Raw genomic sequence first — 24969 nt, 5'->3', positions numbered from 1 at the left:
TGCCATTATGGGTTGCGGCGATGGGAGGTGTTGTCACCGGCCGGTTGGAGCGGAATAATGGCGTCGAATGCCATCCAATGAGTGGGGGCAACACCGTCGCGGCGGATGGGTCTGAGGTCGATGTCGGGGGACTATCGGGCATGACGGACGAAGCGAGTTTCAGCGGGTGCCGCATCCTGGTGGTGGAGGACGAGTATTACCTCGCGGCCGATGCCGCCCGGGTTCTTCGGGAGGCGGGAGCCGAGATTCTCGGCCCCTGTTCCAGTGAGGAAGCTGCTCGGATGGAGCTGGAGGAACAGCGGCCGCGCGCCGCCGTGGTCGACATCAACCTGGGACTGGGACCTTCCTTCGCTTTCGCCGAGACGCTCAAGGACCTCGGCATCCCTTTTGTCTTCATCACCGGCTACGACAGGGAGGCCATTCCGCCGGAGTTCGTCGGCATCGAACGTTTGGAAAAGCCGGTTCTGCTTTCGGACCTCGTCGCCGCCGTTGCCAGGCTGCTCGGCAGGAACACTTAAGCCCCCGGCCGGCAGAGCGGTGCTGCCGTGTCACCTCACCGATTGATCATGTGCGGCCGGGGCCGGCCGCTTTGCGCGGTTCTTTGGACGGATGGACAGAAAACACCGAGGATGACGGCGCATTTTATGACAGGTTAATCTTCGTCGGCGCCTCGGCCGTTATCTAGCACGATGGATAGATCGAGGGGTGGAACAGAGATTGGCGAACGTCCTAGCGCGCAAACTGGGGGCTTTCACGCGCCTGTCGCCAGAAGACATGGCGGTTCTGGACCGCATCGCTTCGCAACGTACACGCACTTTTTCGCCCGGAGAGGATATTGTGCGGGAGGGCGACCAGCCCACGGTGATCAACCTCTTCCTGGATGGCTGGGGGCGCCGCTACAAGGATCTGCCGGACGGTCGGCGGCAGGTCGTCTCCTTCTTCGTCCCTGGCGATCTATGCGATCTCAATATCTTCATTCTGCGGCAGATGGACCATTCGATCGGCGCGCTCACGCCGCTCACCATCGCCGAGATCCCGCGTTCGGCCTTCGAAGAGATCATCGACCGGCATCCGCGGATCACCCAGGCGCTGTGGTGGGAGGCGCTGGTTGCGGCGGCAACGCAGCGGGAATGGACAATGAGTCTCGGCCAGCGCAACGCGGCGGAGCGGATCGGACATCTGTTGTGCGAACTGTTTCTTCGTCTGCGGACGGTCGGGCTGACCAATGGCACGAGCTGCCCGTTTCCTCTAACACAGTCGGTCCTGGGCGAGGCGACGGGCCTCTCCCTCGTCCATGTCAATCGCACACTTCAGGACTATCGCGCGGCGGGCATGATCGTCCTCAAGCAGCGCGAACTGACGATCCCGGATCTGCGGGCGCTGATGGAAGCTTCGATGTTCGATGCGAACTATCTGCATCTCGACCACGAAGGACGGCACTTCGACGCCAATATCTAGCCGACTGGCGTATTAGGAGCGAACGGCAGGCCGCTTCGACCGTTTCAAGAGGATCGAGCACGGAGCGATGACGATGACGGAGGCTTCCGCCGCATTGGTCGACTGGCCCCCCGGCGACAGCGGAACCGCGAAATTCTTGCGGAACCACGACTGGTCGCAGACCAGCCTTGGGTCGGTCGAGACCTGGTCGCTTGCCCTGCGGACAGCGGTCGAGATCATGCTCGCGACCCGTCAGCCCGCCTGCGTTGCCTGGGGGAGCGACCGCCTGCTGCTCTACAATGACGCGCTGGCCGTCCTTCTGGGAGAACGGCACCCGGCGGCGCTGGGCCGGCCGCTCGCCGACGCGTGGAACGACGCTCGACAGGCCTATCGCCCCATCATCGAGGCCGTCCTGAACGGTCGGTCCCAGCAGACGGCGGATCTGCCGCTCGGCCTTATGCCTGAAAGCGGCGCGTTCGCCCGGTCCGGATGGACATGGACGCCGCTGCGGAACGAGGCCGGCGTGGTCGCCGGATTTCACTGCACGGCCAATGCGGCAACGACAGACTTCGCGGACGGCGCCCTGTTTGGCGCTGCGCGGGAACGGTCGGAGGAACGCGAGCGGCGGCTGATGCTCGAACTCCAGCACCGGACGAGGAACATGTTGGCCGTGATCCGCTCGATCGTTCGGCGCAGCGCCGAGACCGCCGCGTCGCCGGAGGACTATGCGACCCATCTGGAGGGGCGCATCGACGCCTTCGCCCGCGTCCAGTCGGCAGCGGCCCGCGATCCGTTGGGCGGGGTCGATCTCGGCTCGCTGTTGGCGGACGAGCTCCTCGCCGCCGCCGCCCGCGAAGGCGACCAGGTGACGATCGAGGGGCCGCCCATCACCCTGCGGGCGAAGAGCGCGGAGACGCTCGGGCTCGCCATTCACGAACTGACGACAAACGCCATCAAGTTCGGCGCGTTGGGGGCGCCACGGGGTCATATCGCCATCCGGTGGTCCGTGGGGGGAGAGGCGCCGCTCCGCCGCCTCGTGTTGGAGTGGAAGGAGAGCGGGGTTCGGGGGCCGCCTCCGCGCGAGCCTCGCGAGGGCTTTGGCACGGAACTGCTGGACCGGACGCTGGATTACCAGCTTGGGGCCAAGGTCGAGCGGCGGTTCGAGCCAAACGGGTTGCGCTGCAGGATCGAGATGCCGTTGACAGAACGAATCATCGCGGAGAACCGTTAGGGATTTTCGGGTGGCGAAACGACCCTGGACGGCCGCGACAGGATATGTCGGCTGTGCGTCTCCCGGAACCGGAGAGGCTTCCATGCTTGATCCTCACCAGCTGATGAAGCGCCAGCAGGTGCTGGTTGACTTCGGCGAATTCGCCATCCGTTCCGACGACCTTGACGAGGTGCTCATGGAGGCCTGCCGGCTGGTGGGCGATGCGCTCGGCACCGGCCGCGCAAAGGTTCTGGAGATCCAGAACGAGCGGCAGGAACTCTTCGTGCGCGCCGGCGTAGGCTGGGGACCGGACGTTGTCGGCCAGGTTCGCCTTCCCATGGGCGAGCGTTCGTCAGAGACCTACTCGATCCGTGTTGGCAAGCCGGTCATCTCTCAGGATATCGCCACGGAGACGAGGTTCGGCGTTCCCCGCTTCATGAGGGACGCCGGCGTGGTCGCTCTGATCAATGTGCCGATCTTCGTCCCAGGCGAGCGTCCCTATGGCATCCTTCAGGTCGACGACACCGAGCCGCGCGAATTTGGCGAGGACGAGATCCAGTTCCTGCGCACCTACGCCACCATTCTCGGTCCCGTCATCGATCGTCTGCATCTGGTTGAGGAAAGGCGGGCGACGCAGGAACAGTTGACGGCAGACCTCGCCGCCATGGAGGAGTTGCAGAGGGTCAGCGCCGAACTCGTCGGCGAGCAGGAGCCGCAGGCGCTCTATCAGCGGATGGTCGAGGCCGCCTGCGCCTTGATGCAATCGGACGCCTCCAGCCTTCAGGAGCTGGACGCGGCGACCGGAGAACTCAAGCTCCTCGCCTGGCGCGGCTTTCACGAGGAGTCCGCCCGCTTCTGGCAAAAAGTGACGCCGTCGATGGGCACGTCCTGCGCCCAGGCACTTGATGCCGGCGGGCACGTCATCGTGTCGGACGTCGAAACACCCGACGCGCGCGATGACGTGATCCAGGCGTTCCGGCGCTCTGGGCTGAGATCGGTCCAGTCGACGCCACTCAAGGCGTCCAGCGGACACTTTATCGGAATGCTCTCGACCCACTGGCGAGACCGCCATGCGCCGAGCGAGCGCGAGTGTCGCTTCTTCGATCTCCTCGCCCGCCTGACCGCCGATCTGATCGAACGGGTGAACGCCAACAAACAGCTGCAGGAAAGCGAGGAGCGACAGAGTTTCCTGCTCAAACTCAGCGATGCTCTGCGCCTCATCGCCGATCCGGAGGCCATCCAGCGTGAAGCGGCGCGCGTGCTCGCAGAGGCGCTTGGCACGAACCGCGCCTTTTTCGCACAAATCGGCAGGGATCAGGACACGGCCCGCATCCTTGTCACTTACGCCGGCGGCATCAGTGTGGCGCTGGCACCTATTCCGTGGGCGACTTTGCGCCGCATTGGCTGTCGGAATGGCGGGCCGGCAGAACGACAAGAACCACCGACGTGCTGGCCGATCCTCGCTTCGACGAGGAGCGCAGGAAAGCCTACGCCTCGGTTTCGGCGCGCGCGGCCCTCGGCATTCCGCTGGTCAAGGAGGGCCGGCTAGTCGCCGTGCTCGGCCTGAACGATAGTCAGGTGCGTCACTGGACCGACGCGGAAGCCGACCTCGCTCGGGACGTGGCCGAGCGCACCTGGGCGGCGGTCGAGCACGCCCGGGCGGAGCAAGCGTTGCGCGAAAGCGAGGAGCGACTCCGCCAGTTCGGCGCGGCCTCGCAAGACGTGCTGTGGATCCGCGACAGCGAGACCTTGCAGTGGCAGTACCTGACGCCGGCCTTCGAGACGATCTATGGCCTCAGCCGCGAGGAGGCTTTGTCCGGCAACAACTACCGCAGTTGGTTGGAGCTGGTCGTTCCGGAGGACCGCGAGAAGGCGACCGCGAGCATTCGAAAGGTACGCGACGGCGAGCACGCCACCTTCGAATACCGTGTTCGGCGGCCGAGCGACGGCGAAATCCGCTGGCTGCGCAACACCGATTTTCCGATCGTCGACGCCACTGGCAAGGTCACTATGGTCGGAGGCATCGGGCAGGACATCACCCTGCCCAAGCTTGCGGGGGAGAGGATCGAGCGGAGCGAGGAGCGCCTGCGCAGCGCAGTCGAGGTCGGCAAGCTCGGCTTGTGGGACTGGAACGTGCGCACCGGCGAGATCCACTGGTCCGACGAGCACTTCCGCATGGAAGGTTATGCTGTCGGCGAGGTCACTCCGAGCTACGACACCTGGGCAGCCCGCATCCATCCCGACGACCGGGCGACGACCGAGGGGGCGCTGTACCGGGCGATGGAGCGTCATGAGGAGTACGTCCGGGAGTTCCGCGTGATTCATCCGGACCATTCCGTTCATTGGCTCTTCGGACGAGGTCGCTTCTTCTATGATGACGATGGCACTCCGCTGCGCATGATCGGCGCAATGACCGACATCACCGAGCGGCGCGAATGGGAGGAGCGGCAGAAGATCCTGGTGGCCGAGCTCCAGCACCGCACGCGCAACCTCATGGGCATCGTTCGCTCGACCGCCGACCGGACGGGTGAAGCAAGCGTGGACCTCGCCGACTTCCGGGGGAGATTCGCTGATCGGCTGGATGCCCTGGCGAGGGTCCAGAGCCTCCTCTCCCGCCTGAGCGACACCGACCGGGTGGCGTTCGACGAGCTCATGCGCACCGAGCTGTCAGCGATGGACGGCGCCGCCGACCGGGTGACGCTTGACGGGCCGAACGGCATCAGGCTGCGTTCCAGCATGGTCCAGATGCTGGCCATGGCGTTCCACGAATTGGCGACCAATGCCGTGAAATACGGCGCATTAAGCCAGTCGGGGGGGCGCCTCGCCATTTCGTGGCAGATGATCGAGCCCGATCGCCGGGGGCGCCCGCGCCTCCATATCGACTGGCGCGAAAGCGGCGTGACGATGCCGCCCGCCGGCACCGCGCCTCAAGGCGGTGGCCAGGGCCGCGAACTGATCGAGCAGGCGCTGCCCTACCAGCTCGACGCCAAAACCCGCTTCGAGCTCGGCCCGGACGGCGTCCACTGCACGATCACCGTCCCCGTATCCGCAAGCAATGTCACGGAGCCTGCCCATGTCTGAAACAACACTGACCGGGCGCGCCATCCTCGTCGCCGAGGACGAATATTTTACCGCGACCGATCTGCGGCAGGAACTCACGCGCCTTGGGGCGTCCGTCATCGGCCCCGCGCCGTCCCTGGAAAGGGCGATGGACCTGATCGACGCCGCGCTTAGCATCGATGCCGCCGTTCTCGACATCAACCTCGGCGGCGAGACGATCTTCCCCGCTGCCGAGCGGCTCATCCAGCGAGGCGTGCCGTTCCTGTTCACGACCGGCTACGACCAGCCGATGATCCCTTCGCGCTTCGAGCGCATCCCGCGATGCGAGAAGCCGGTCAGCCCGGAAAAGCTGATCCGGACCCTGGCGTCGGTGCTGCCGAACAGGCCGTCGTGACGCATCGGCTTCGCCGAGGCGCCGACCGGGCCGACGCGCGGCCAAAGGGGATCGCCAGCAACGCGACAGCATCGCCGGGTGCTTACATCGAGGCGTTGCGCACCTTGATTTGCTGCCTCTTCAGAACCACTTTGCGGGCGTCTCCACCCGATTTGTCGTGCAGTATTAAGGTGGATGTTGGCGACTGATACTTAAGGGGCACAGGTCGGCCGTATTCGCGAACATCCATCGGATTAGGCCGTAAGACGCTATCGGTTCGAATTCCGTCCAAACGGCCTGGCCGCATGGCCATATGGCTGCGGTCTACGTTCCTTCGGCTTAGCGTGGCGAGAGGTCCACTCGCTGATACTAAACCAATAAGATATTGATCTAACTGGAACAATTGGTCGAATTTTAACGGATCGGGCGTTGTGAGCTGCAGTCGCGGCACCGGAGCGCGAACAGTGACGAAACCATACACCTTAACGTTACCAATGAGTTGACGCGGTGGGGCGAGAGTCTCCCGATTGACCGTGAGCCCGGAAATCTCCTAATGGTTACCCAGCCGTTAACGGAGCAGGTCAGATAGCCCAATCCAAGTAGCGTCCTAGGGGGTCTAGAGAAACTCCGAAGAAAAGCAGACGGTTCGACGCAGGGGGAGATTCCTGTGAGCGCTCCCGGCTTGTCCGCGGCTTGGCCGCGGGGAGGGCTGTCCGGCCCGGCCGCCTCCGCGGTCGATGAGCGAGGCTGTGCCTCGGGCAGACCCGGAATGGCCGCGCGGCCGCCGGTCGAATGACGAGATCAACAACGCCACGGCGGATACCGGGCGGGGGTTAGGGGTTTGAACATGACGAACATCAAGACGCTTCTTCTGGCCGCGACGGCCATGAGCCTGGTGGCCGGCGCCGCGTATGCAGGTGGCAACACGGCGAACGTCGACCAAAAGCAGACCAACAACACGGCCCTGGTCACGCAGTCCGGCAGCTCCGACAATGGCGCCTACCTGCTGCAGGACGGCACGTCGAACGACGCGACGGTGACTCAGTCGGGCGCTGGCGGCAACATTGCCGGCGGCACCGGCGGTCTGGCCATGACCCAGAAGGGCGGCAGCAACAAGCTGACCGTCGATCAGAACGGTTCGTTGAACAAGATCGGCGCCAGCGGTCTTGGTGTGGATCAGATGGTCGGCCGCAACGAGGCCACCCTGACCCAGACGGGTTCGAGCAACGCGATCCAGAACGTCCAGCAGACGGGTCGCGGCAACAGCGGCAAGAACGTCCTGACGATCACGCAGGGTTCTTCGGGCAACCTCGTCGACACCGCGAGCCAGAATGGTCGCGGCAACAGCGGTACGATCACGCAGTCCGGCGGCGGCAACGAGATCACGAGCTTCTCGCAGAACGAAACGGCCGGCAGCTTCTTCGGCTTCGGCTACGATCGCCCGGGTAATACGGCGACCGTGACGCAGTCCGGTAATGGCAACCTGATTTCGTCGGTCAGTCAGGCGAGCACGTCGGGCGGGTTCCTGGGGATCGGCAGCCGGAACACCCTCACCATCGTGATGAGCGGTAACAACAACGGCAAGGGCTCGCTCTCCGGCAAGGCTGCTGCCTCGGGTGCTGCGACCAGCACGCTTGCCCAGAATGGCGACTCGAACGCCATTCAGATGGCGATCAGCGGCAACACCAACCAGTTCGGCATCAATCAGTCGGGCTCGAGCAACTCCGCCGAGGGTATCTCGATCTCCGGCAACAGCAACCAGCTTGGCATCAACCAGGTAGGCTACGAGAATAGCGTCGATCTCGCCGAGATCGCTCGTCAGGGCAACAATGTCGGCATCGCTCAGTACGACGGCTACAATCGCGCGTCGGTGTCGATCGCGGGTGTCAGCGACAACAACAACGTCGGCATCACGCAGGATGGTCCGATCGTTGCGGTCTCGGAAACCAATCGCGCCAACGTCTCGATCCTGGACGGCTCCAGCAACGACTTCAACATCAATCAGAAGGCAGGCGAGCTCGGAGTCTACAACACCGCGTCAGTCAGCCTCAAGGCTGGCAACAGCAACAGGCTCACGGTCGACCAGACCGGCTCGGGCCTTGGCTCGCGCAACACTGCCACCGTCAAGCTGTGGGGCAGTTTCAACAACAATGACTCGTTCGGCTCGAACGACGCTGGCGGCGTTGGACTTACGGCGGGCCGACTGACCCAGGCTGGGTCCGGCAATGATCTGAACCTGACGGTCGGCGGCACCACGAGTTCCAACGGGAACATGTTTGCCTTCAATCAGGACGGCAGGGGCAACCAGATCAGCGGCTCGATCCAGGGGAACCTCGATGGTCCCGTGTCCAAGGGTAACCAGGTCGCGGTGACGCAGAGCGGCAATTACAACTCGACGACCTTCTCGCAGAACGGCACAGGCAACGTCCTCGGCGTGAAGCAGTAATCCATACCTGACGGGGGCGGCGCGAGCCGTCCCCGTCGTCTGATTTCGTCTCGTTAATCCCGCTTTGTCGCGGCAGCCGAGCTGCCATCGAGTCTGTCGGGTGCGCAGGAAACAGGAGATCCCATGACATCTCTGAACAAAATCGCGATCCTCTCCGCTTCGGCTTTGGCACTTGCGACGACCGCAGCTTTGGCTGACGACAACACCGTTTTTTCCACGCAGACGGGTGAAAACAATTCCGCGCTGGTGACCCAAAGCGGTGTTGGCGCGAACGCTGCAGGTTCGTCCACTCATGCGCTGACGCAGAACGGCAAGGGCAACCGGATCACTATCTCCCAGTCTGCGACCGACTCCCGCAACGGCCGCGGCAACAATGTTGGTACCGGCGCGACGGACAAAACCAGCGCTGCCTTCAAGGGACTGTCGCAGCAGGGCGACGGCAACACCGTCGCCGTGACGCAGTCCGGCGAACGCCAGAACCTTTACCAGCTGCAGCAGGCCGGCAACGGCAACGCGGCGACGGTGTCACAGAGCGGCAGCTTCAACGGCATCAGCTCGATCAGCCAGAGCGCCGACGGCAATGCCGCGACGGTGACCCAATCCGGCAGTCAGAACCTCATTGGTCGCAGTCAGTACCGCGCGCTGCCGAGGGCGACGCAGGGTGAAACGGAATCCGGTATCTATCAGAGCGGCGGAAAGAACGTCCTAACGATCTCTCAAACCGGGACCAAGAACCAAGTCAACGTGGCCCGACAGGACTCGACCGGCTATTTGACAGGTAACACCGCGACCCTGACCATCGACGGCTCATATACTGGAAGTGCCGACTTCTCGGGTGGGTTCGCCGCAGGCAGCGGTTTCGGCAACTATGCCTATCACACCGTCGGGCTCGAGCAGGGAGTCGTGCGTCAGACAGGCTCGAACAGCCTTAACTACACCATCACCAACAACAACAATTCCTACGCCTTTCAGCAGAACGGCACCGGTACGATCCGAGGCGCGACCGCCGGAACGGGCAACCAGATCGCAATCGGACAGGAGCTCAACAGCACCGCTGACCTCAACGTCACCGGCGACTCCAACAATATCGGCGTATATCAGAAGACCAACACCGCCGCGGTCGCCGCCGCCAAGGCCGACATCACCGTCGTCGGCAACCGCAACAATCTCGGCGTGTCCCAAACCCAAAACGGCAACGCGACCTCGTCGATCACCGTCTCGCTCTACGGCGACGGCAACAACTCCAGCAATCTTGGCGGCTTCACCGGCGATGCCGGGTCGGTCTTCTTCAGCCGTACCCCAGGGCTGATCGAGCAGGCCGGCGACAACAACAGCATCAACCTGACAGTTGGCACGGCCGGCAGCAACTCGAACGACAATCTGTTCGCATTCCGCCAGTCCTCGGGCAACAACACCATCGTCGGGTCGATCAAGGGCAACAACAATCAGGTCGTGGTTTCCCAGTCGGGCGGCGCCATGACGCATTTCACGCAGGTCGGCAGCTTCAACAACATCGGCGTGAAGCAGTAGGTGAGCATCGCCGCGACATAGCTCCGCGGTTAGGGCGGCCGGGTAAATCGCGCCCGGCCGCCTACGACGTTGTCGGCTCGGTCATGGGGACGATCTAGATGGGTGCATTCGGTGGAATGAAGTTTGGGCGGCGGGAACTGGCGCTGGCGCTGGCTGGGGGGATCGTGGCATTCGCGACCCCGGCGCTTGCCCAATCCGCCGGTGATAACTCCGTCTCCATCGGCCAGACCGGCGACACCAACACGATCGGCATCGTGCAGGACGGCAACAGGAATGTCGTCGGCGGTCCGGCGGACGGGCTGCCGCTCGGCCAGGACGGCCGCTACAACCAGATCAGCATCACCCAGACCGGCTCCGGCAATTCGGTCGACACCAACACCCGCCAGGGCGTGCGACCGAGCCTTGGGCTGGTCGTCACCGGCACCGGCCAGACCGGCGACCGCAACGAGATCGACATCATCCAGGAGACGCCGCTCGGCGGCCTTGCGACGACGGTGATCGAGGCGATCCGGCAGGAAGCGAGCGCCGCCTTCGCGGCCGCCGCCGCCGCCTCGAACCGCCTCGTCCTGCGCCAGACCTCGCTCGCCGGCGCGCAGTCCGTCGGGCAGGTGATCCAGAAGAATACTGTCGACAGGCCGGGTGCGGGCGTGACGAACCTCGTCAGCATCACCCAGGACGGCGCCGGCACCGGCGCCGGCAACAGCCTGATCACCGCCCTGCAGGAGGGCTTCGGCAACAGCGCGGCCGTCATTCAGACGCAGTCCGGCCAGCGCATCGAGACCATCAACCAGGTCGGCTCGAACAATGGTGCGACGCTGGAGCAGTCGCGCGGGCTCGACAACACGGTTCTCGCGATCGAGCAGATGGGCATGGCGAACCAGCTTCGGCTGCTGCAGAGCGGCTCGCGCAACGTCGTCGGCAAGGTGATGCAGAACAATGACGGCGTCGCGATCGCCGGCAATGAGGTCACCCTGACGCTTGCCGGCCGCGACAATGGCGGCGACGGTCGCGGCGGGCTCGGCGCCTTCGCGCTTCTGCCGGCGGCCTGGGACGGGTTCCAGGGCTGGAGCCTCTTCCAGGGCTTGATCTCGCAGATCGGCGACGGCAACAGCGTCAGCTACGTCACCAGCGACGCGAGCTCGAAAAACCTCTACGGCATCGTGCAGGATGGCGACGGCAACGGCGCCATCGGGACGGTGTCGGGCACAGGCAACGAACTGGCGCTTCGGCAGACCGGCGGCGACAACAACATCGACTTCCGGCAGGACGGCACCGACAATGCCGCCGCAGCCGATCTCAGGGGCGAGCGCAACCAGCTGAGGCTCGTCCAGTCGGGCGCCGGAAATGCGCTGCTGGCGAGCGTCGGGACGGAGGCGATCAAGGGAAGCGACAACAGCCTTTCCTTCGACCAGTCGGGCAGCGACAATTCGGCTCGGGCGAGCGTGCTCGGCTCCCTCAATCGGCTCTCCGTCACACAGTCGGGCAAGGACAATCAGGTCGACGCCGCGATCACCGGCAGCAACAACAACGCGGTCGGCGGAACCGTCTTCACCGGCGAGCGGCTGACGTCGGCGCTCGGTGCCAAGCTTCAGCCCGGCGACATCAGCCAGTCCGGGTCCCTGAACGGCGTCGATCTCGTGCTATCGGGCGACCTCAATGCCTTTGCCTTTTCGCAGAAGGACCAGGATAACCGTATCTACGCCGTCATCGAAGGCAGCGGGAACCAGGCCGTGGTGACGCAGGCGGGAAGCGGCAACGTCGCCTCGTTCTCCCAGCACGGCAAGGGCAACGGGCTCAGCATCCAGCAGTAGATCAGGGCCGCAGAAAAGCGGAAGCAGAAAAACGCAGCTTGCTTAAAATACGAAAGATCGGCGGAAAATGACTTTAAGTCGCATGCGCCATAGTCCGGGCAAGATAAACCCGGAGCAGCTTGATGAAGCGGATGCGCGCATGCCTTGCCGTTGCGGCACTGTTGACGGCCTTTCCGGCCGCTGCCGAGAATTCCCTGGTCATCCTGTCGGATCCCGGCCCGCTGAATGCGACCGAACTGACGGTGGCCGGCAGTGGCAACAGCCTCATGATCTTGCAGGAAGCGCCGCTGAATGCGGCGGCGATGAACTCAATCCGCGTCAGCCTTACTGGAAACGGCAATGGCGGGCCGGCGGGATCCTCCTTCACCGGGGCGGCGTTGCGTTCCGGTCTGACGCCGGGCAGCCTGACCCAGAAGGGGCAGGGCAATCTCGTCAGCCTCGGCGTGATCGGCTCCCACAACCTCTTCGCCATGCTCCAGCAAGGCGACGGCAACACGATCGCCGCCTCGATCTCGGGCACGGGCAACCAGGCGGCCGTGCAGCAGTTTGGCGGCCGCAACTACGCGTCCTTCTCCCAGACTGGGATGGGCAACAACGTCAGCATTATCCAGAGGTCCCGCTAGGGCAGGGACCTCGCATTCGGAAAGGTTCCGGCATGCGTCCCTCCCTTCTTGCTCTTCTCACTGCCGGCGCGGTGCTGTCCGCAACCGCGCTTCCTGCGTTCGCCGATCAGAACACCCTGACGATCCTCCAGCAGGGCTCGGGAAATGCCCTGTCGGTGGATCAGTCCGCGGCGACGAACAGCGAGGTCAAGGGTCTTTCCATCACCTCCGGCGAGCCAACGGCCGGCAGCGGTCTCGCCCCCGGCAACAGGAAACTCAACGAGCTTGGCCTTGAGATCACGCTGACTGATGAGGCCCGCCAGCTGGGGAACAACAACGACGCCACCGTCACAATGTCCGGGAACGGCGGCAAGGTCTATCTCTACCAGAACAATCCGGCGATCGGGCCGAGCGGCGGGGTCAAGGGCAACAGCGCCGAGATCAACTCTTTGGCAGGCGGTGTCGGCCTGGTGTCGCAGGACGGAATCGGCAACGTCGCGAACTTGACGGTCACGGGCGGGCTCGGCGGTGATCCCGCGCTGATCGTTGGCGGCCAGCGGATCGATGGGGCCATCATCCAGCGTGGCTCTGGCAATTATGGCACGGTGATTACCGGTTCCAGCACCGACGCTCTTCTTGTCCAGAACGGCAGCAGCAACAAGGGCGCGCTCGATGTGACCGGCTCGGTTCCGGGCAGTTCGGTGGTGTTCACCCAGAACGGCAACAACATGAACTCGGCCGCCGCCGCGCAGGTCTACACGAACGTCACGAACGGGACGGTGTCGGTGACCCAGAATTCGTTCAGCAGCGTCGGGGCGCAGGTCTCCGTTACGCAGACAGCGCGCTGAGCCGCCGGCCATGCTTCATCCCATTTATGCGGCCCTGCTCGCAGCCGGCCTCCTCTCGGCGGCCGGTGCCGCCGCGCATGCCGGGCAATCCGGATCAGCGCTCGCCACCATCGCCATCGAGCCCACTGACACCGGCGTCCGACTGACCGGCAAGGCGGTGGCACTCGCCGCGGTATCGCTTGACGCGAAGATGACCATCGAGCGCACGGGCACGGCGGGGCGGACTGCGACGTCACAGGGCGGAGCCTTCCAGCTCAAGGCCGGAGAGCGGGCGGACGTTGCCAGCGTTGGGCTGTCTATGGCTCCGGGCGACCGGCTTTCTGTCGAACTGGTGCTGAGCGTCGATGGTCAGCCGATTGCGCGGAGCGTGGTCGAAACCAGCCGCTGAGTTGGAACGAACCATGAAGTGGCGGAGGTGCTCTGCTCCGCCTGCAGGGGAATACGAGCGCTCCGTCGCGGGATGGCGGCGCTAGGATGTGACGGGGACATGATGAAGGTATTGAAGATCACCGGGCTCTCGCTGGTTTTAGGCGCGGCGATGATGTCGGGCGCAGTGGCACAGAGCGAAAGCGATTTCGTCGCGGCCTTTTCCGGCAACTGGCAGACTCTCGACCCGTCGCTTTCAGACGGCGGCGCCTGCCGCATCGAATTGAAGAAAGATAAGACCGGGGCGACCTATGACCTTGCGGCGGAGCATTGCGGCGGCGACCTCGCGGGCATCCGCAGCTGGGGCATCGTCAACAGCCAACTCGCTCTCCTGGGGAAGGAGGACAAGATCCTCGCCCGCATGGGCGGCAATCAGATGCGCATGAGCGGCGACACCGAGTCCGGCAAGGCCCTGGTGTTCGAACGGGTGAACGGGAGCACTGCCGCGGCAGCGCGGCCGGCAGTCGATGCGCCATGCGTGTACTACGGCTACACCGCGACCTGCGCCAAGCCCGAGGACTTCGCCGAACCAAAGCCGGCGGCGCCCGGCGAGGTGGCGAAGGCATCAGTGCTGGTGCGGGTGAACGCCCGCGCCGAGGCGCGCCCGGATGCCTCGGTCGTCTCCACCATTCCGGCCGATACCTGCGTCGTCGTCGATCAGTGCACCACCGCCTCGGACGGGCTCTGGTGCCGTGCCAAGGTCGCGAACTACACCGGTTGGATCCCGCAGAAGGCAATCCGCCAGGGGCGCTGGCCGGTCCTGACATTCACCAACCAGTGCCACGGCGCCAACTAGGCGCCAGTGGCTCCACAGCCGTTCTGGCGCCAGGGTCCAAATACTCCGCTGGCCGCCACACACCAACGATCCTCAATTGCCATGCCCCCAAGTGAACAGCAGTCGCGAATGATGATGTCCCCGAACTGGTCTGGCCTGCAATTGCCGGCATGGTCGGCGTTACGGTTGGCCGGCTGGGAGTGGCTTTGCTCAGGGGCGCGCTGGACGCCGCTTGCTCTCGCTGTTGAGGCGCAAGATCGGATTTGTGCCCCGCACCTGTGGCGCAAATGCCGCTACGTCAACCATTTCACTAAAAGGGAGTCCACATTTGAAATCGCACCATGCTAACGCTAGGGCAGTATGGTTGCAGCTGCAACAGAGCACCGGCGGTTATGCCGCTGGTCGGGGGAGTGGAACGTGGTGAGGACGTCTCGCATCATCTACCTGGCATTCGGCCTTTGCATCAGCGTGACCGCAAACGCAACGGCGGGTGACCTCGTCTATACGCCTATCAATCCGTCCTTCGGCGGCAATCCGCTGAACTCCTCGCATTTGCTGGCGATCGCAAGCGCCCAGCGCGATGCGACGGCCAGAGACGCGAACAAGGGTTCGGGCTCTGGCGGTTCAGGCGGCGGCAACGGAGGATCGGCAGGCAGCAGCCAGGCGGATCTCTTCGTCAGTCAGCTGCAGGGTCGTCTGCTTTCGGCGCTCGCGTCGCAGGTCACCGACGCGATCTTCGGCCAGAATCCTCAGGATCATGGCACCGTGAGGTTCGGCGATACCACGGTGACCTTCGACCGGACGCTGGATTCGATCCGGCTGAGCATCTTCAACGCGACCGACGGCACCACGACGGATATCGTCGTGCCGCAGCTTGTCACGAGCAGTCTGAACTAGTCCGCAGGCGCGAGTGGGCCAAGGGAAGGCTCGTGACGCGCCGGTGCGAGGGGGTAAAATGATGAGTGCGACCTGGCCGCGAGCCGGCTCGCGGCTTGCGATGATTGCGGCGCCATTCTTCCGATTTCGGGTTGTGTAACGCAGGAGGCGGTGTTGGACACGCCGCCGGTGGTCGCGCCGGTGTCGCGTCCCAACGATGATCTGCGCCGCATTCCTCCCCCCACGGAGAAGGTGGCTGTCGCGGTCTACGACTACGAGGATCTGACCGGCCAGTTCAAGGAGCGCGACAACGTCCAGTCGCTGTCGCGCGCCGTGACCCAGGGCGGTGCGGCGATGCTGATCCAGGCGCTGCAGGATGCCGGCGAGAGGCGCTGGTTCACCGTGCTGGAGCGCAAGGAACTCGATGACCTCCTGAAGGAACGCCAGATCGTCACCGAGATGCGCCGTCTCTACCGCAACGAGACCCAGCTCGACCCGAAGGTGATCCCGCCGCTGCTGCACGCCAACATCATCATCGAAGGCGGTATCATCGGTTACGACACCAACATCATGACCGGCGGCGCGGGGGCCGGCTTCCTCGGCATCACCGGCGATACGAAGTACATTCAGGACGTCGTCACTGTGACGCTGCGGGCGGTGTCGACCAAGACCGGCGAGGTGCTGAGCACCATCACCGTGCGCAAGGCAGTAGCGTCCTATTCGCTTCAGGGTGGCGCCTTCCGCTACGTCAAGCTGGACGAGTTGCTGCAGGCCGAGGCCGGCGTGACCTACAACGAGCCGAAGCAGATCGCCGTCCAGTCCGCGATCGAGAAGGCCGTCGAAGGGCTGATCGTCGAGGGCGCCCAGCTCGGAATCTGGTCGTTCCAGGATCGTGCCGCAGGTCAGGCCTATATTCAGGCATACCAGGCACAGGAATATGGCTCGCGCCTGACGGCCGCGGCCCAGACCGCGCCGGGGCCGGTGACGCGCGACCCTGCCGCGACGGTGCAGACCGTCCCGGCGAGCCCTGTGCAGGTGTCGCAAAGCCGCGTCGTCCGCACGCCGTCCGCCCAGGCCCCCACGCCCCGCGTCGTAGCTCCACCGCCGGCGCAGTACAATCTGCGCCAGCTGCCAGGAGTGCCGAGCAACGCGCCGGTACAGCGGCAGATCCAGGAGCAGGCGCCGCGCCAGCTGCCGCCCGCGCCGGCCGCCAACGAAGGGCCTGTCGGTGCCAACGAGCCGCGCGGCGGCAGACCGACGAAGGTGGCTGCCAACGTTACCTGAGGCTTCCCGTGGGTCATCTGGAGGGAGCCTTCGACGTCAACGACCTTCACCGGATACGTGTCGGTGGCGGTTCTTGGGCGCGTTACGGAAGGGGACGCGATGCCTGATCCGAAGACGGCGAAGCCGCTGAGGCTCGTAGTCGCGGAAGGGCATGCGCTGTTCCGAGCGGGGCTGCGCTACCTCCTGCAGGAACTTGCGGATGTCGTTGAGCTCCACGAAGCGGCAGCGCTCGATGATCTCTCGGAGCTGCTGGATGCCGGCGGCTACGATCTTATCCTGGTGGATTATCTCCTTGGCGGGCCCGAACACCACCTGGACATTGCCGGGATTCGAGCTCGAGCCGGCGGCATTCCCGTCGCGGTGATCTCCGGCAAGGACGACCCTTCGATGATCCGCGCCGCGCTTGAGGATGGCGCCGCCGGTTTCATCCCGAAGGACTCCTCGCCGCGCGTGATGATCCAGGCGCTGCGGCTGATCCTGGCGGGCGGCATCTACCTACCGCCGAGCATCCTGTTGCTGCTGCCGAAGGCGGCGCGCCAGGAGCCCGCCGACCCGCGTCGGGCTCCACTGACCACGCGCCAGCAGGAAGTGTGGAACCATCTGGCGCAGGGAGCCTCCAACAAGCAGATCGCGCGCTCGCTCGGACTTTCCGAGGGTGCTGTGAAGGCGCACGTCGCCGGGCTCTTGCGCCTGCTCGGCGCGCGCAACCGAACGGAGGCGCTGGTGCGTGCCGCGCAGGCCGGCTGGACCGATGGCCATGGGGCCACGCCGCCGGTGGGCTGAATGCCGGAGCGGAGCCGCGATGTCGGCGCGGCCGAACCCGAATCCCCCCTGGATATCGAACCGGCAAGATCGCCCCGCGCGCGGCAGTAGAGGTCTCAATTCAACGTCTGGTGCCTGCGTCCGCCGCTATAATCCCCACGGCGTGCCCACTTACACAGGGCAACAGCATGACACGACGATGGTCCATCGGCTCCGGCTTCGGCGACGAGGGACCATCGCAGACAGGAGCATCGGCGCCGGTTCATCCAGCGCTGCACGGTCGAAAGTGCAAACTCCCTTGTAAATCGGCGTTACCGTTTGCCGATGGATGGCTCCTCGTTGCCTCAGACGAACTCTCCACTCTCCCGACGCAAGTCCACAGTTGCCACCGGCCGTCAGCGACGCGGCGCGCCAAGTAACCGGCGCGCTCCCCCTGGATAACAGGCGCAGCATTTGCGACGGATGCTCGATGCCTCGCTATTTCATGCGCATGATGTGGGGGCCGGACTCGGTGAAGCTCATCCAGAACGCGCGCAAGCTTCATGCCGAGGCCAAGAAGCGGGCTTCTGCGAAGGTCCTTGGCTGAGGACCACCTCGACCGAGCGGACATTCTTTGACCGAAAGAAGGATGTCCGCGGCAGCTGGGGCAATGATGGCGGCGTGGTCACGGCCGAGGACTTGAAGAGGCTCCGTAAGGACACCGATCCTGCCAGCAGCAACCCGATCGTCCTCCAGATGCGCTGAGCGGGACATGCCAATATAAACGATACGAACGGCCGGAATAGATTTGGCCTTCCGGTTGTTTTGCTTCGCGCGGATGAGCTGATCTTAGCTCAGTCGCGCTGGCTCGTCAGCTTCATGACTATGATCTGTCATACATCGACCTGGAACAGAAAAACCTGCAGACCGTCGACAAGCCTCGTCTAGCAGGAGGTTGTCGCCCATGTCCTAGGTATGATCCGTTACCCACTCTCCGTGTCGGACAAAGGCGCAATGGTAGCGGAGGAGGGCAGGGAGCCCTAACCGCCTGATTTCCATCGTCTTTTGACCTCTTGGCGCCGCTCTCGCGGTTGACGTCTATCTGCTGGTACGAAGTCGTAGCATAGCGGGTTGGGTTTGGGAGCCCCCGAAGTTCGCCGCTGATGTCTCGTTGACGTCGGTAACGCGTTCATGATGGAAAACTTTGCCGGCTTTCGCCGATCCTGCGTGATCCTTCCCTAGCTGTCGCAGGCGGTGGCAGCGTCGGGTGATGAACCAAATTGCAATGTCTTCGTTTCGACTGGACGTGATGGAGAAGATCGCCGAGCGTCGGCGGATTCCCTCTGTCCGTGATAGGGAAGGTCTTGAGCCGGTTCCTCTTCTAGCGAAATCGATCCCGGCGTTCCCGCGCGGAGTGCTTCCGTGCCTCGACTACCGTTCAAGGAACCGTGTTGACCAGGCTCAGCATCCGGCATCGGACAGTCTATCACTACCGTGAGCCGGTGCGGCTGGGTCCGCATCGCCTCATGCTCCGACCGCGCGAAAGCCGGGACGTGCGCTTGGCCTCGATTGATCTCGATGTGGCGCCTCGCGCCGCCGTGACGTGGGCCCAGGACGTTTTCGGTAACGCGGTGGCGACCGCCAATTTCACTGTGATGACCGACAGTTTGTGGGTCGAAAGCCGAGTGGAGCTGGATCTCAGCACTGAGGCCTGGCCCGTCTTCGACGTTTCGGCCTCTGCAATCTCCTATCCTTTCCGATATTCCGACGACGAATGGACTGATCTCGGGGCGCTTGCGGCATTGCAACATCCCGACCCCGCCGGGCGCCTTTGCGCTTGGGCGCGCGAGTTCGTCTTCAGCAATCCCACGGACACGCTGTCCCTTCTGAAGGACCTCAGCGCCGGCGTCTCACAATGGATCTCCTATCAGAGCCGCGAGGAAGAGGGCACGCAAACGCCTCTGCAGACACTCGACCGCGGCTGGGGATCGTGCCGGGACTTTGCCGTTCTGTTCGCGGAAGCCGCCCGCAGCCTCGGGTTCGGCGCGAGGATCGTCTCCGGCTATTTGTTCAATCCGGACGGCGCCGGATCAGGTTTGTCCGCTCTCGGCTCGACCCATGCCTGGGCCGAGGCCTACGTCCCTGGCGCCGGATGGATCACCTTCGATCCCACCAACCGCAGTGTCGGCGGACACAATCTCATTCCCGTCGCCGTTGCGCGCGACATCGCGCAAATCGTGCCGGTGGCCGGCAGCTTCACCGGGCCTACTGACGCCTTCACCGGCATGACCGTCGAGGTGACCGTGACGGAATAAGGCGCACGATTCCGGCCATCCTCTTGGCAAGCCGGATGCTACGCGAGTGAGCACAGCCACACGGCTGAAAAATGCAAACCAGCCGCGGTCAGCACGAAGGCATGCCAGATGGCGTTCTGGAACGGTAGCCGTTCCCAGAGGTGGAATGGCACGCCGAGCGAGTAGACTAGGCCACCCGCCAACAAGAGGCCGAACGTCAGGGGCGAGAGCGTGTCAACGAGCGTGCCGAAGATCGAAACGCCGCTCCAGCCGAGGCCGAGATACAGCACGATCGACAGGCCATCGAGCCGCCCCGGCGCGGCGAGTTTGGCGAAGATTCCAACGGCAGCGATGAGCCAGACGACGGCCATCAGCATCCAACTTTGCGTTCTTAGCAGGAACGGCGTGTAAGTGCCGGCGATCAGCAGATAGATGGCCGAGTGGTCGAAGCGGCGCAGCCTCTGCTTATGGGCACTGGCCTCGGGCCAGATGTTGTAGGTGGCCGAGATTCCGATCGACGCCACCAGGGTGAAGAGATAGATCGCCGCGGCGCTCAGCACTGCGCCCGACGCCTGACCGGCCAGGCCCCAAACCAGGGCCGCCGAACCGACGGTAGCGAACGTGCCGCCGAGGGCATGGACGACGCCATCACTCCAGAGCTCGGCTGTCCTATATTGACGTTCTGAAGCAGTTTTTGGGCTTTTGTTCATCGGCACCTCGTCGTTCAGTGCGTGTCGGTGAAATGACGGAATAGCTTGACTGTCGATCCGGCAACATGCCACCTCCCGAGTGCAACATGACAAGGCGCAGCCACGATGGAAAAACAACGTGATCACCTCAGCGCCCTGGAAAAGGTTCGCGAAGTAATGGTCGGCGAACGTCGCCGTCTCGCTGGGCATATGGCCGACTCCGAGATGCGAAGCACCTCGGCTGCCGGCGACCTTCTTGCCATCCAAGAGCAGATCGAGGCGATCGATCGCGCCATCGCGGATGAGACGGTGCAACTGGCCGACATATGATCGGCTTCGCTGTCAGGCCACGGTCAGCCGTCTGCTGATGGCGGCGGGTGTGATGTCCCGCCGACCACGGATGAGAGAATAACACGCAAGAGAAGAGGACGTTCGCCGCCCACGGGGCAAGAGCCCTGTGGCGAGCGCTTAGAGGCGTGCTCTTTCGGGTCGCCTGAAACCCCTTCGGAAGCGATCGCGAAGCTCTCCCAGACCTGCCTTGGCGCTTCCTCGCCCCGGCTTTCCATGACAACGCGGACGAGATCGAACAGGTCCCTTCGATCAAGCCATTCTCTGTTCTTGTGGAAGGTCCTCGAGCCGCAGACGACGGGCCGAAGACGATGGGCGTCCGGCCGTTCGTCTGCTTAAGCGCAAACGGATGGCCGCACCGGCCATCTCTCCACATCTCCGGCTTTTCCGAGACGTTGGTGGCTGAAAACACCTGCATGAACGCGCGATCGGTATCAATTCCAGGGGCGGGTGTCCCGGCCCCTGGAAATCCGCTCGATCATGCCCCGATCCCATGGAAAGGCCAGACGGGCAAAAACATCATGCCAGGCTATGGCGCTCGGGCGAAAATGCGATTCTGATTGATCGCTTTTCGCCCTGGAGCGAGGTGCTGCATCACTCCGCCGCAGGCTGGGCAAACGCCTGGGGTCGCCGAGCCACTGCTTCTCTCGGCTTGCGCTTCGGACCGGGAATCAGCCCCTCGCGCTGCGCCTGCTTGCGGGCGAGCTTCTTGGCGCGTCGGATCGCATCCTTGTGCTCGCGAATGCGCCTTTCAGACGGCTTCTCATAGGAACGGCGCGCTTTCATTTCCCTGAAAACGCCCTCGCGCTGAAGCTTCTTTTTCAGGACCCGAAGGGCCTGATCAACATTGTTGTCTCTGACGTCTACCTTCAAAATGTCTCCTGTCGTAATGCGGCATGGTGCGCAACCAAGGGCTGCACATGAAATCCTGTTCAGCTTCTGGGCTGGCTCGCCGGTGAGGCTGCTTCAGCGATCAATCGACGAACGCGGCATGGCGACCAGCCCCCCGCCGAGGTCGTCGCCCGGCTGGATGGCCTGCAATGCAGCGATCGCGGCTTCTTCGGCGACACGTCGTCTGGCGGCCATGACAGGCCGCTTCGGATCATCTTCGAGATCGCCTTGCGAACTGAACACCGCAGCGGCGATGGCGCGGGCCATGCGTTCCTGGAGTGCCAGGCCGGAAGGGGATTCCGGGTTCATCGAACAACCTCGCTCACGACAGTCGCGTGCGGGTGTTCCATCCCGGCGAAGCCTATGAACAGGAACAGGCCGCCGAACACCAAGAGCGAGGTCGTCATAGCCAGAAGAATGGGCGCGACGGCGATCGGGCGTAAGCGATCACGCGTCGGCGAGAACATTCGAAGGGTGGCACCGAGGGTCATGATGATCCTCCTTGTGACGGGAGGTCTCCAGCGCTTTTTCTGGTGCGCGTAACGTCCGCGTTCGATGACGGCGGAATGCCGTAGCGGCGGCGATAGGCGATGAACTCGGCACTCCCGTAGAAGGCCTCGATCTCTTTGGCGCCATATGAGCCCTCGTCGGTGTCGACGCTGGCGCCGATTCGCTCCACCGACTGATCTTCGGTGGCATAGCAGATAGCCTCGGCCAGAGTTTCGAAGCGTTTGTGGCCGACGCCTCCCTTACCCGGCTGGCGGCGCCGGTTCTTGGCCCAGAACAGGTCCGCAGGGACTTCGAAATCCATCGCTTGCATGCCCGCCTCCTTGGCTGTCTTCAAAAGTTGGCACACGACACGAAGGTCCCGGACGCGCCGGATTGCGTCGGTGGTCGGCATAAGCGGATCGTGATCGCTTCAGCCCTTCTTCGGCGATCCCAGTGCGACCGGAGCGCCCTTTCCCAGCAGGATCGGCGCAGGATCAGACTTCTTCGCCTTGTCTGCCTTCGGCTTTCGGATCTCGCGATTGCTGCGTCTTTGTCCCTTGGCCATGAGAACCTCTCAACTGGGCAATGCCCAGAGATGAAAAAAGCCCCGCACCCGGATTGGGAGCGGGGCCGTGTGGCGTGGTGCCTCAAACGAAGCGCCGCGCATCGCGTGACAAGGTTCGCCAGTACATCCGTGGTCGACCAAGTCCGCCATGCGGGCCGATCGCGGCCTTAGCCGCGACCCATAGCGTCAGGCGACCAGCGCCAGATTGTCAGCCGACTTCTTGCCGGTTTTCCTGTCGGAGACGAGCTCATAGGAGACCTTCTGGCCCTCCTGGAGATCGCCGAGGCCGGCTCGCTCAACGGCACTGATATGCACGAAGGCGTCGCTGCTGCCATCTTCCGGCTGAATGAAGCCGAAGCCCTTTTGCGGATTGAAGAACTTTACGGTTCCCGTGGTCATGGCAATTCCTTTCCACGACAAAAGTTGAGATCGGCCTGACACCGCCAGGGCCGTTTCGAAGAGAAGTATCGGAAAAGATTTCTGGGAACAAAGCGCCGCTAGAGCGCGAAGGCCAATCAGGTCCGGCCGTCTATCGATGAATGAAATATCGGCGTTTATTCGTAAAATAACAAGGGCGGGATGGGATTTATTTTTTTGAGGGCAAACGGCAGCAATATTTCGGTTGGACCTTGACGATTTTTTAGCGTCGCCGTCCCTATCCAATTTTGGGGACAGATAGAGGATTACCGAGCAGACGAATCTCGCCAAGGGCTCGTTTGTGCCGAAGGGGCGTTCACGAGCGTCCCGATCAGGTGCAGCAATGCCTGGTGCTCGGGGCTGGACGAACCACGGCCAAGGAAGTCGCCGATTTCGATGCGACTCTTCGATCCGCCTGAAGGCAAATTCGCCTGATGCAGAACATAGCCATTTGCCGTCACCTCATCTCGGCAGAGGAACCAGCGGTCGCCGTTGGAACTGGAGGCGAATTCTCTCATGATCTCGGACATGGAATGTCCTTTCTGTGTTTGGTGGATGATCCGGGGCGGGTATTCAGGAGGCGATCTCGTCCGTCCAGACGCGAAATCCGACCAATTCGTTGGTCCCAAACGTGTGGGTCAGCGGCACGTCGGCCGCGTCACGGCCCTGGGCGATCAGGATGCGCCCGATACGTGGCGCGTTGTTGCGAGGGTCGAACACCCACCATTGGCCGCCGAGATAGACTTCCATCCAGGCGGCGAAATCCATCGGGCCGTGCGGTGGCGGAACGCCGATGTCACTGACATAACCCGTGCAATAGCGCGCGGGGATGTTCAGGCAGCGGCAAAACGTTATCGCCAGATGCGTGTAGTCGCGACAGACGCCGACCCGCTCCGCATAGGTTTCGGCGGCGGTTCGGGTGGCGCGCGAGTGCTCATATCCGAACGCTACGCGATCGTGGACGAAATCGCAGATCGCCTGAACGCGGGGCCAGCCCAGCGGGGTCTTCCCGAACAGCCGCCAAGCCTCATCGGATAGAAGATCCGTCTCGCAATAGCGGCTGGGAAGCAGAAAGCCCAACGCTTCCGAGGGAAGATCCTCGATCTTAAACTGCGGGGCGTCGAGCTTAACCGGATCGGCGTCCCCGTCGTCATGAACGATGCCGTCGGTGCCGAGCGTGAAGCGCCCGGCCGGCGCGACGAGGCGGTTGCACCAGTTGCCGAAAAGATCCCTGTAGCTCTGGATCGGAACCGAGGGAGCGGTGACGAGGTGATCCGGTCGCTCAAGATCGGCGAAACGCGAGAAATGGACGTTCAGGATAGCGATCATCGGTGTCGGTTGCGGCATGTCGTAGCTCAACTCGCATCCCAGGCGGATCTTCATGACGCTTTTCCTTCTGACGCCGATCATAGAATTTGCGGCCAACAGGGCCGATGGTCAGCGCTGGGACCTTGTATGGGCCGCCAGAGACGCTCGTGCCGTCAATTCAGCATGAAGCCGATCTCGCGCTTCAGAGACCCGGCGAATGTCACCGCTCATCACCACTCGCCACTCTGTCTGGGCAACCTCGGTGACAAGCTCCAGCCGAAACTCCTCCATGGCCGCGAGCCAGCGCTCGCATTCATCAGAAAGCGTGAGCACTTCGCGGTCGCCGAGGCCCAATAGCGCGGAGCGGTCTTCATAACCGACAGCGAGCGGCAGGGTATGGTTGTGTTCGATCGGTGTGCTCAAGCAAGGGTAGGCGGTGAACCAACGGCCTCATCGAGCCCAAGTTCCAACGTCATTGGCAGAGCCGTTGCATCGCAGGCGTGCCTCGGCATGACGATCGATCATCCCGCACGGTGTGGCTGTGACTCG

The 24969-nt window shown here is 63.6% G+C and carries 26 protein-coding genes; 17 read left to right on the top strand and 9 right to left on the bottom strand.

From position 1 onward, the window contains the following. Positions 1–77 precede the first annotated feature (77 nt). From B5D38_RS14930 to B5D38_RS14845, 17 genes are all read left to right on the top strand, one after another. Positions 78–518: a response regulator gene (locus B5D38_RS14930; RefSeq protein WP_245319254.1), complete on the top strand. Its 441-nt coding sequence runs from the start codon at positions 78–80 to the stop codon at positions 516–518. A 256-nt stretch (positions 519–774) separates the two neighbouring features. Then, a complete protein-coding gene (locus B5D38_RS14925) occupies positions 775–1458 on the top strand; it encodes a Crp/Fnr family transcriptional regulator (protein WP_078709278.1) in 684 nt (227 codons plus the stop codon). Positions 1459–1531: 73 nt separating this feature from the next. Further along, positions 1532–2668 (top strand): HWE histidine kinase domain-containing protein, encoded by a 1137-nt coding sequence (locus B5D38_RS14920; protein WP_165690873.1) that lies wholly within the window; start codon positions 1532–1534, stop codon positions 2666–2668. Positions 2669–2750: 82 nt separating this feature from the next. Further along, positions 2751–4196 carry a GAF domain-containing protein gene (locus B5D38_RS14915; protein ID WP_078709231.1) on the top strand — a complete coding sequence of 482 codons (1446 nt, stop codon included), beginning with the start codon at positions 2751–2753 and terminating at the stop codon, positions 4194–4196. Further along, positions 4094–5728: a PAS domain-containing protein gene (locus tag B5D38_RS14910; RefSeq protein ID WP_245319253.1), complete on the top strand. Its 1635-nt coding sequence runs from the start codon at positions 4094–4096 to the stop codon at positions 5726–5728. The genes B5D38_RS14915 and B5D38_RS14910 overlap by 103 nt, the downstream gene beginning before the upstream one ends. Further along, positions 5721–6101: a response regulator gene (locus B5D38_RS14905; protein WP_078709230.1), complete on the top strand. Its 381-nt coding sequence runs from the start codon at positions 5721–5723 to the stop codon at positions 6099–6101. Before B5D38_RS14910 ends, B5D38_RS14905 begins: the two co-directional genes overlap by 8 nt. An 865-nt stretch (positions 6102–6966) precedes the next feature. Further along, on the top strand, positions 6967–8526 hold the full coding sequence (locus B5D38_RS14900) for a beta strand repeat-containing protein (RefSeq protein WP_165690872.1): 1560 nt from the start codon (positions 6967–6969) through the stop codon (positions 8524–8526). Between the two features lie 123 nt (positions 8527–8649). Next, complete coding sequence (locus B5D38_RS14895; protein WP_078709228.1) at positions 8650–10056, top strand: beta strand repeat-containing protein; 1407 nt, start codon at positions 8650–8652, stop codon at positions 10054–10056. Positions 10057–10154: 98 nt separating this feature from the next. Beyond that, entirely contained in the window at positions 10155–11867 is a 1713-nt protein-coding gene (locus B5D38_RS14890) for a hypothetical protein (RefSeq protein ID WP_078709227.1), read from the top strand. A 122-nt stretch (positions 11868–11989) separates the two neighbouring features. Then, positions 11990–12490: a hypothetical protein gene (locus tag B5D38_RS14885; RefSeq protein ID WP_078709226.1), complete on the top strand. Its 501-nt coding sequence runs from the start codon at positions 11990–11992 to the stop codon at positions 12488–12490. A gap of 71 nt (positions 12491–12561) precedes the next feature. Beyond that, entirely contained in the window at positions 12562–13317 is a 756-nt protein-coding gene (locus tag B5D38_RS14880; protein WP_131829932.1) for a hypothetical protein, read from the top strand. Between the two features lie 10 nt (positions 13318–13327). Continuing rightward, entirely contained in the window at positions 13328–13705 is a 378-nt protein-coding gene (gene csgH / locus B5D38_RS14875; RefSeq protein ID WP_078709224.1) for a curli-like amyloid fiber formation chaperone CsgH, read from the top strand. Positions 13706–13804: 99 nt separating this feature from the next. After that, complete coding sequence (locus tag B5D38_RS14870; protein WP_165690871.1) at positions 13805–14539, top strand: SH3 domain-containing protein; 735 nt, start codon at positions 13805–13807, stop codon at positions 14537–14539. 396 nt (positions 14540–14935) lie between these two features. Beyond that, positions 14936–15415 carry a curli assembly protein CsgF gene (locus tag B5D38_RS14865; RefSeq protein ID WP_245319251.1) on the top strand — a complete coding sequence of 160 codons (480 nt, stop codon included), beginning with the start codon at positions 14936–14938 and terminating at the stop codon, positions 15413–15415. A 153-nt stretch (positions 15416–15568) separates the two neighbouring features. Next, entirely contained in the window at positions 15569–16678 is a 1110-nt protein-coding gene (locus B5D38_RS14860; RefSeq protein ID WP_207552962.1) for a CsgG/HfaB family protein, read from the top strand. A 99-nt stretch (positions 16679–16777) separates the two neighbouring features. Then, complete coding sequence (locus tag B5D38_RS14855; protein WP_078709220.1) at positions 16778–17461, top strand: LuxR C-terminal-related transcriptional regulator; 684 nt, start codon at positions 16778–16780, stop codon at positions 17459–17461. A 1409-nt stretch (positions 17462–18870) separates the two neighbouring features. Next, a complete protein-coding gene (locus B5D38_RS14845; protein ID WP_078709218.1) occupies positions 18871–19734 on the top strand; it encodes a transglutaminase family protein in 864 nt (287 codons plus the stop codon). Between the two features lie 38 nt (positions 19735–19772). Here B5D38_RS14845 and trhA read toward each other — a convergent pair whose 3' ends face one another. The 9 genes from trhA to B5D38_RS22080 all read right to left on the bottom strand — a co-directional run bounded on the left by trhA (position 19773) and on the right by B5D38_RS22080 (position 24843). Beyond that, positions 19773–20423, bottom strand: coding sequence for a PAQR family membrane homeostasis protein TrhA (trhA, locus tag B5D38_RS14840; RefSeq protein ID WP_078709217.1), 651 nt, complete (start codon positions 20421–20423; stop codon positions 19773–19775). Positions 20424–21344: 921 nt separating this feature from the next. Then, a complete protein-coding gene (gene rpsU / locus B5D38_RS14830) occupies positions 21345–21623 on the bottom strand; it encodes a 30S ribosomal protein S21 (protein WP_078709215.1) in 279 nt (92 codons plus the stop codon). A gap of 93 nt (positions 21624–21716) precedes the next feature. Beyond that, positions 21717–21950, bottom strand: coding sequence for a hypothetical protein (locus B5D38_RS14825; protein WP_078709214.1), 234 nt, complete (start codon positions 21948–21950; stop codon positions 21717–21719). Continuing rightward, complete coding sequence (locus tag B5D38_RS14820) at positions 21947–22132, bottom strand: hypothetical protein (RefSeq protein ID WP_078709213.1); 186 nt, start codon at positions 22130–22132, stop codon at positions 21947–21949. Before B5D38_RS14820 ends, B5D38_RS14825 begins: the two co-directional genes overlap by 4 nt. Then, entirely contained in the window at positions 22129–22461 is a 333-nt protein-coding gene (locus B5D38_RS14815) for a hypothetical protein (RefSeq protein ID WP_131829930.1), read from the bottom strand. The genes B5D38_RS14820 and B5D38_RS14815 overlap by 4 nt, the downstream gene beginning before the upstream one ends. 420 nt (positions 22462–22881) lie before the next feature. Further along, positions 22882–23094 (bottom strand): cold-shock protein, encoded by a 213-nt coding sequence (locus B5D38_RS14810; protein WP_078709211.1) that lies wholly within the window; start codon positions 23092–23094, stop codon positions 22882–22884. A gap of 284 nt (positions 23095–23378) precedes the next feature. After that, the gene (locus tag B5D38_RS14805) at positions 23379–23642 is read right to left on the bottom strand and encodes a hypothetical protein (protein ID WP_078709210.1); all 264 of its coding nucleotides are present in this window, start codon (positions 23640–23642) and stop codon (positions 23379–23381) included. 43 nt (positions 23643–23685) lie between these two features. Beyond that, positions 23686–24495, bottom strand: a complete 810-nt coding sequence (locus tag B5D38_RS14800; protein ID WP_078709209.1) for a transglutaminase-like domain-containing protein — start codon at positions 24493–24495, stop codon at positions 23686–23688. A 54-nt stretch (positions 24496–24549) separates the two neighbouring features. Then, a complete protein-coding gene (locus tag B5D38_RS22080; RefSeq protein WP_131829929.1) occupies positions 24550–24843 on the bottom strand; it encodes a hypothetical protein in 294 nt (97 codons plus the stop codon). Positions 24844–24969: the final 126 nt, after the last annotated feature.

Source organism: Consotaella salsifontis (assembly GCF_900167365.1).
GTDB lineage: Bacteria > Pseudomonadota > Alphaproteobacteria > Rhizobiales > Rhizobiaceae > Consotaella > Consotaella salsifontis.
The sequence above is the reverse complement of the archived record's forward strand: the minus strand, read 5'-3'. Positions and strand labels throughout refer to the sequence as shown.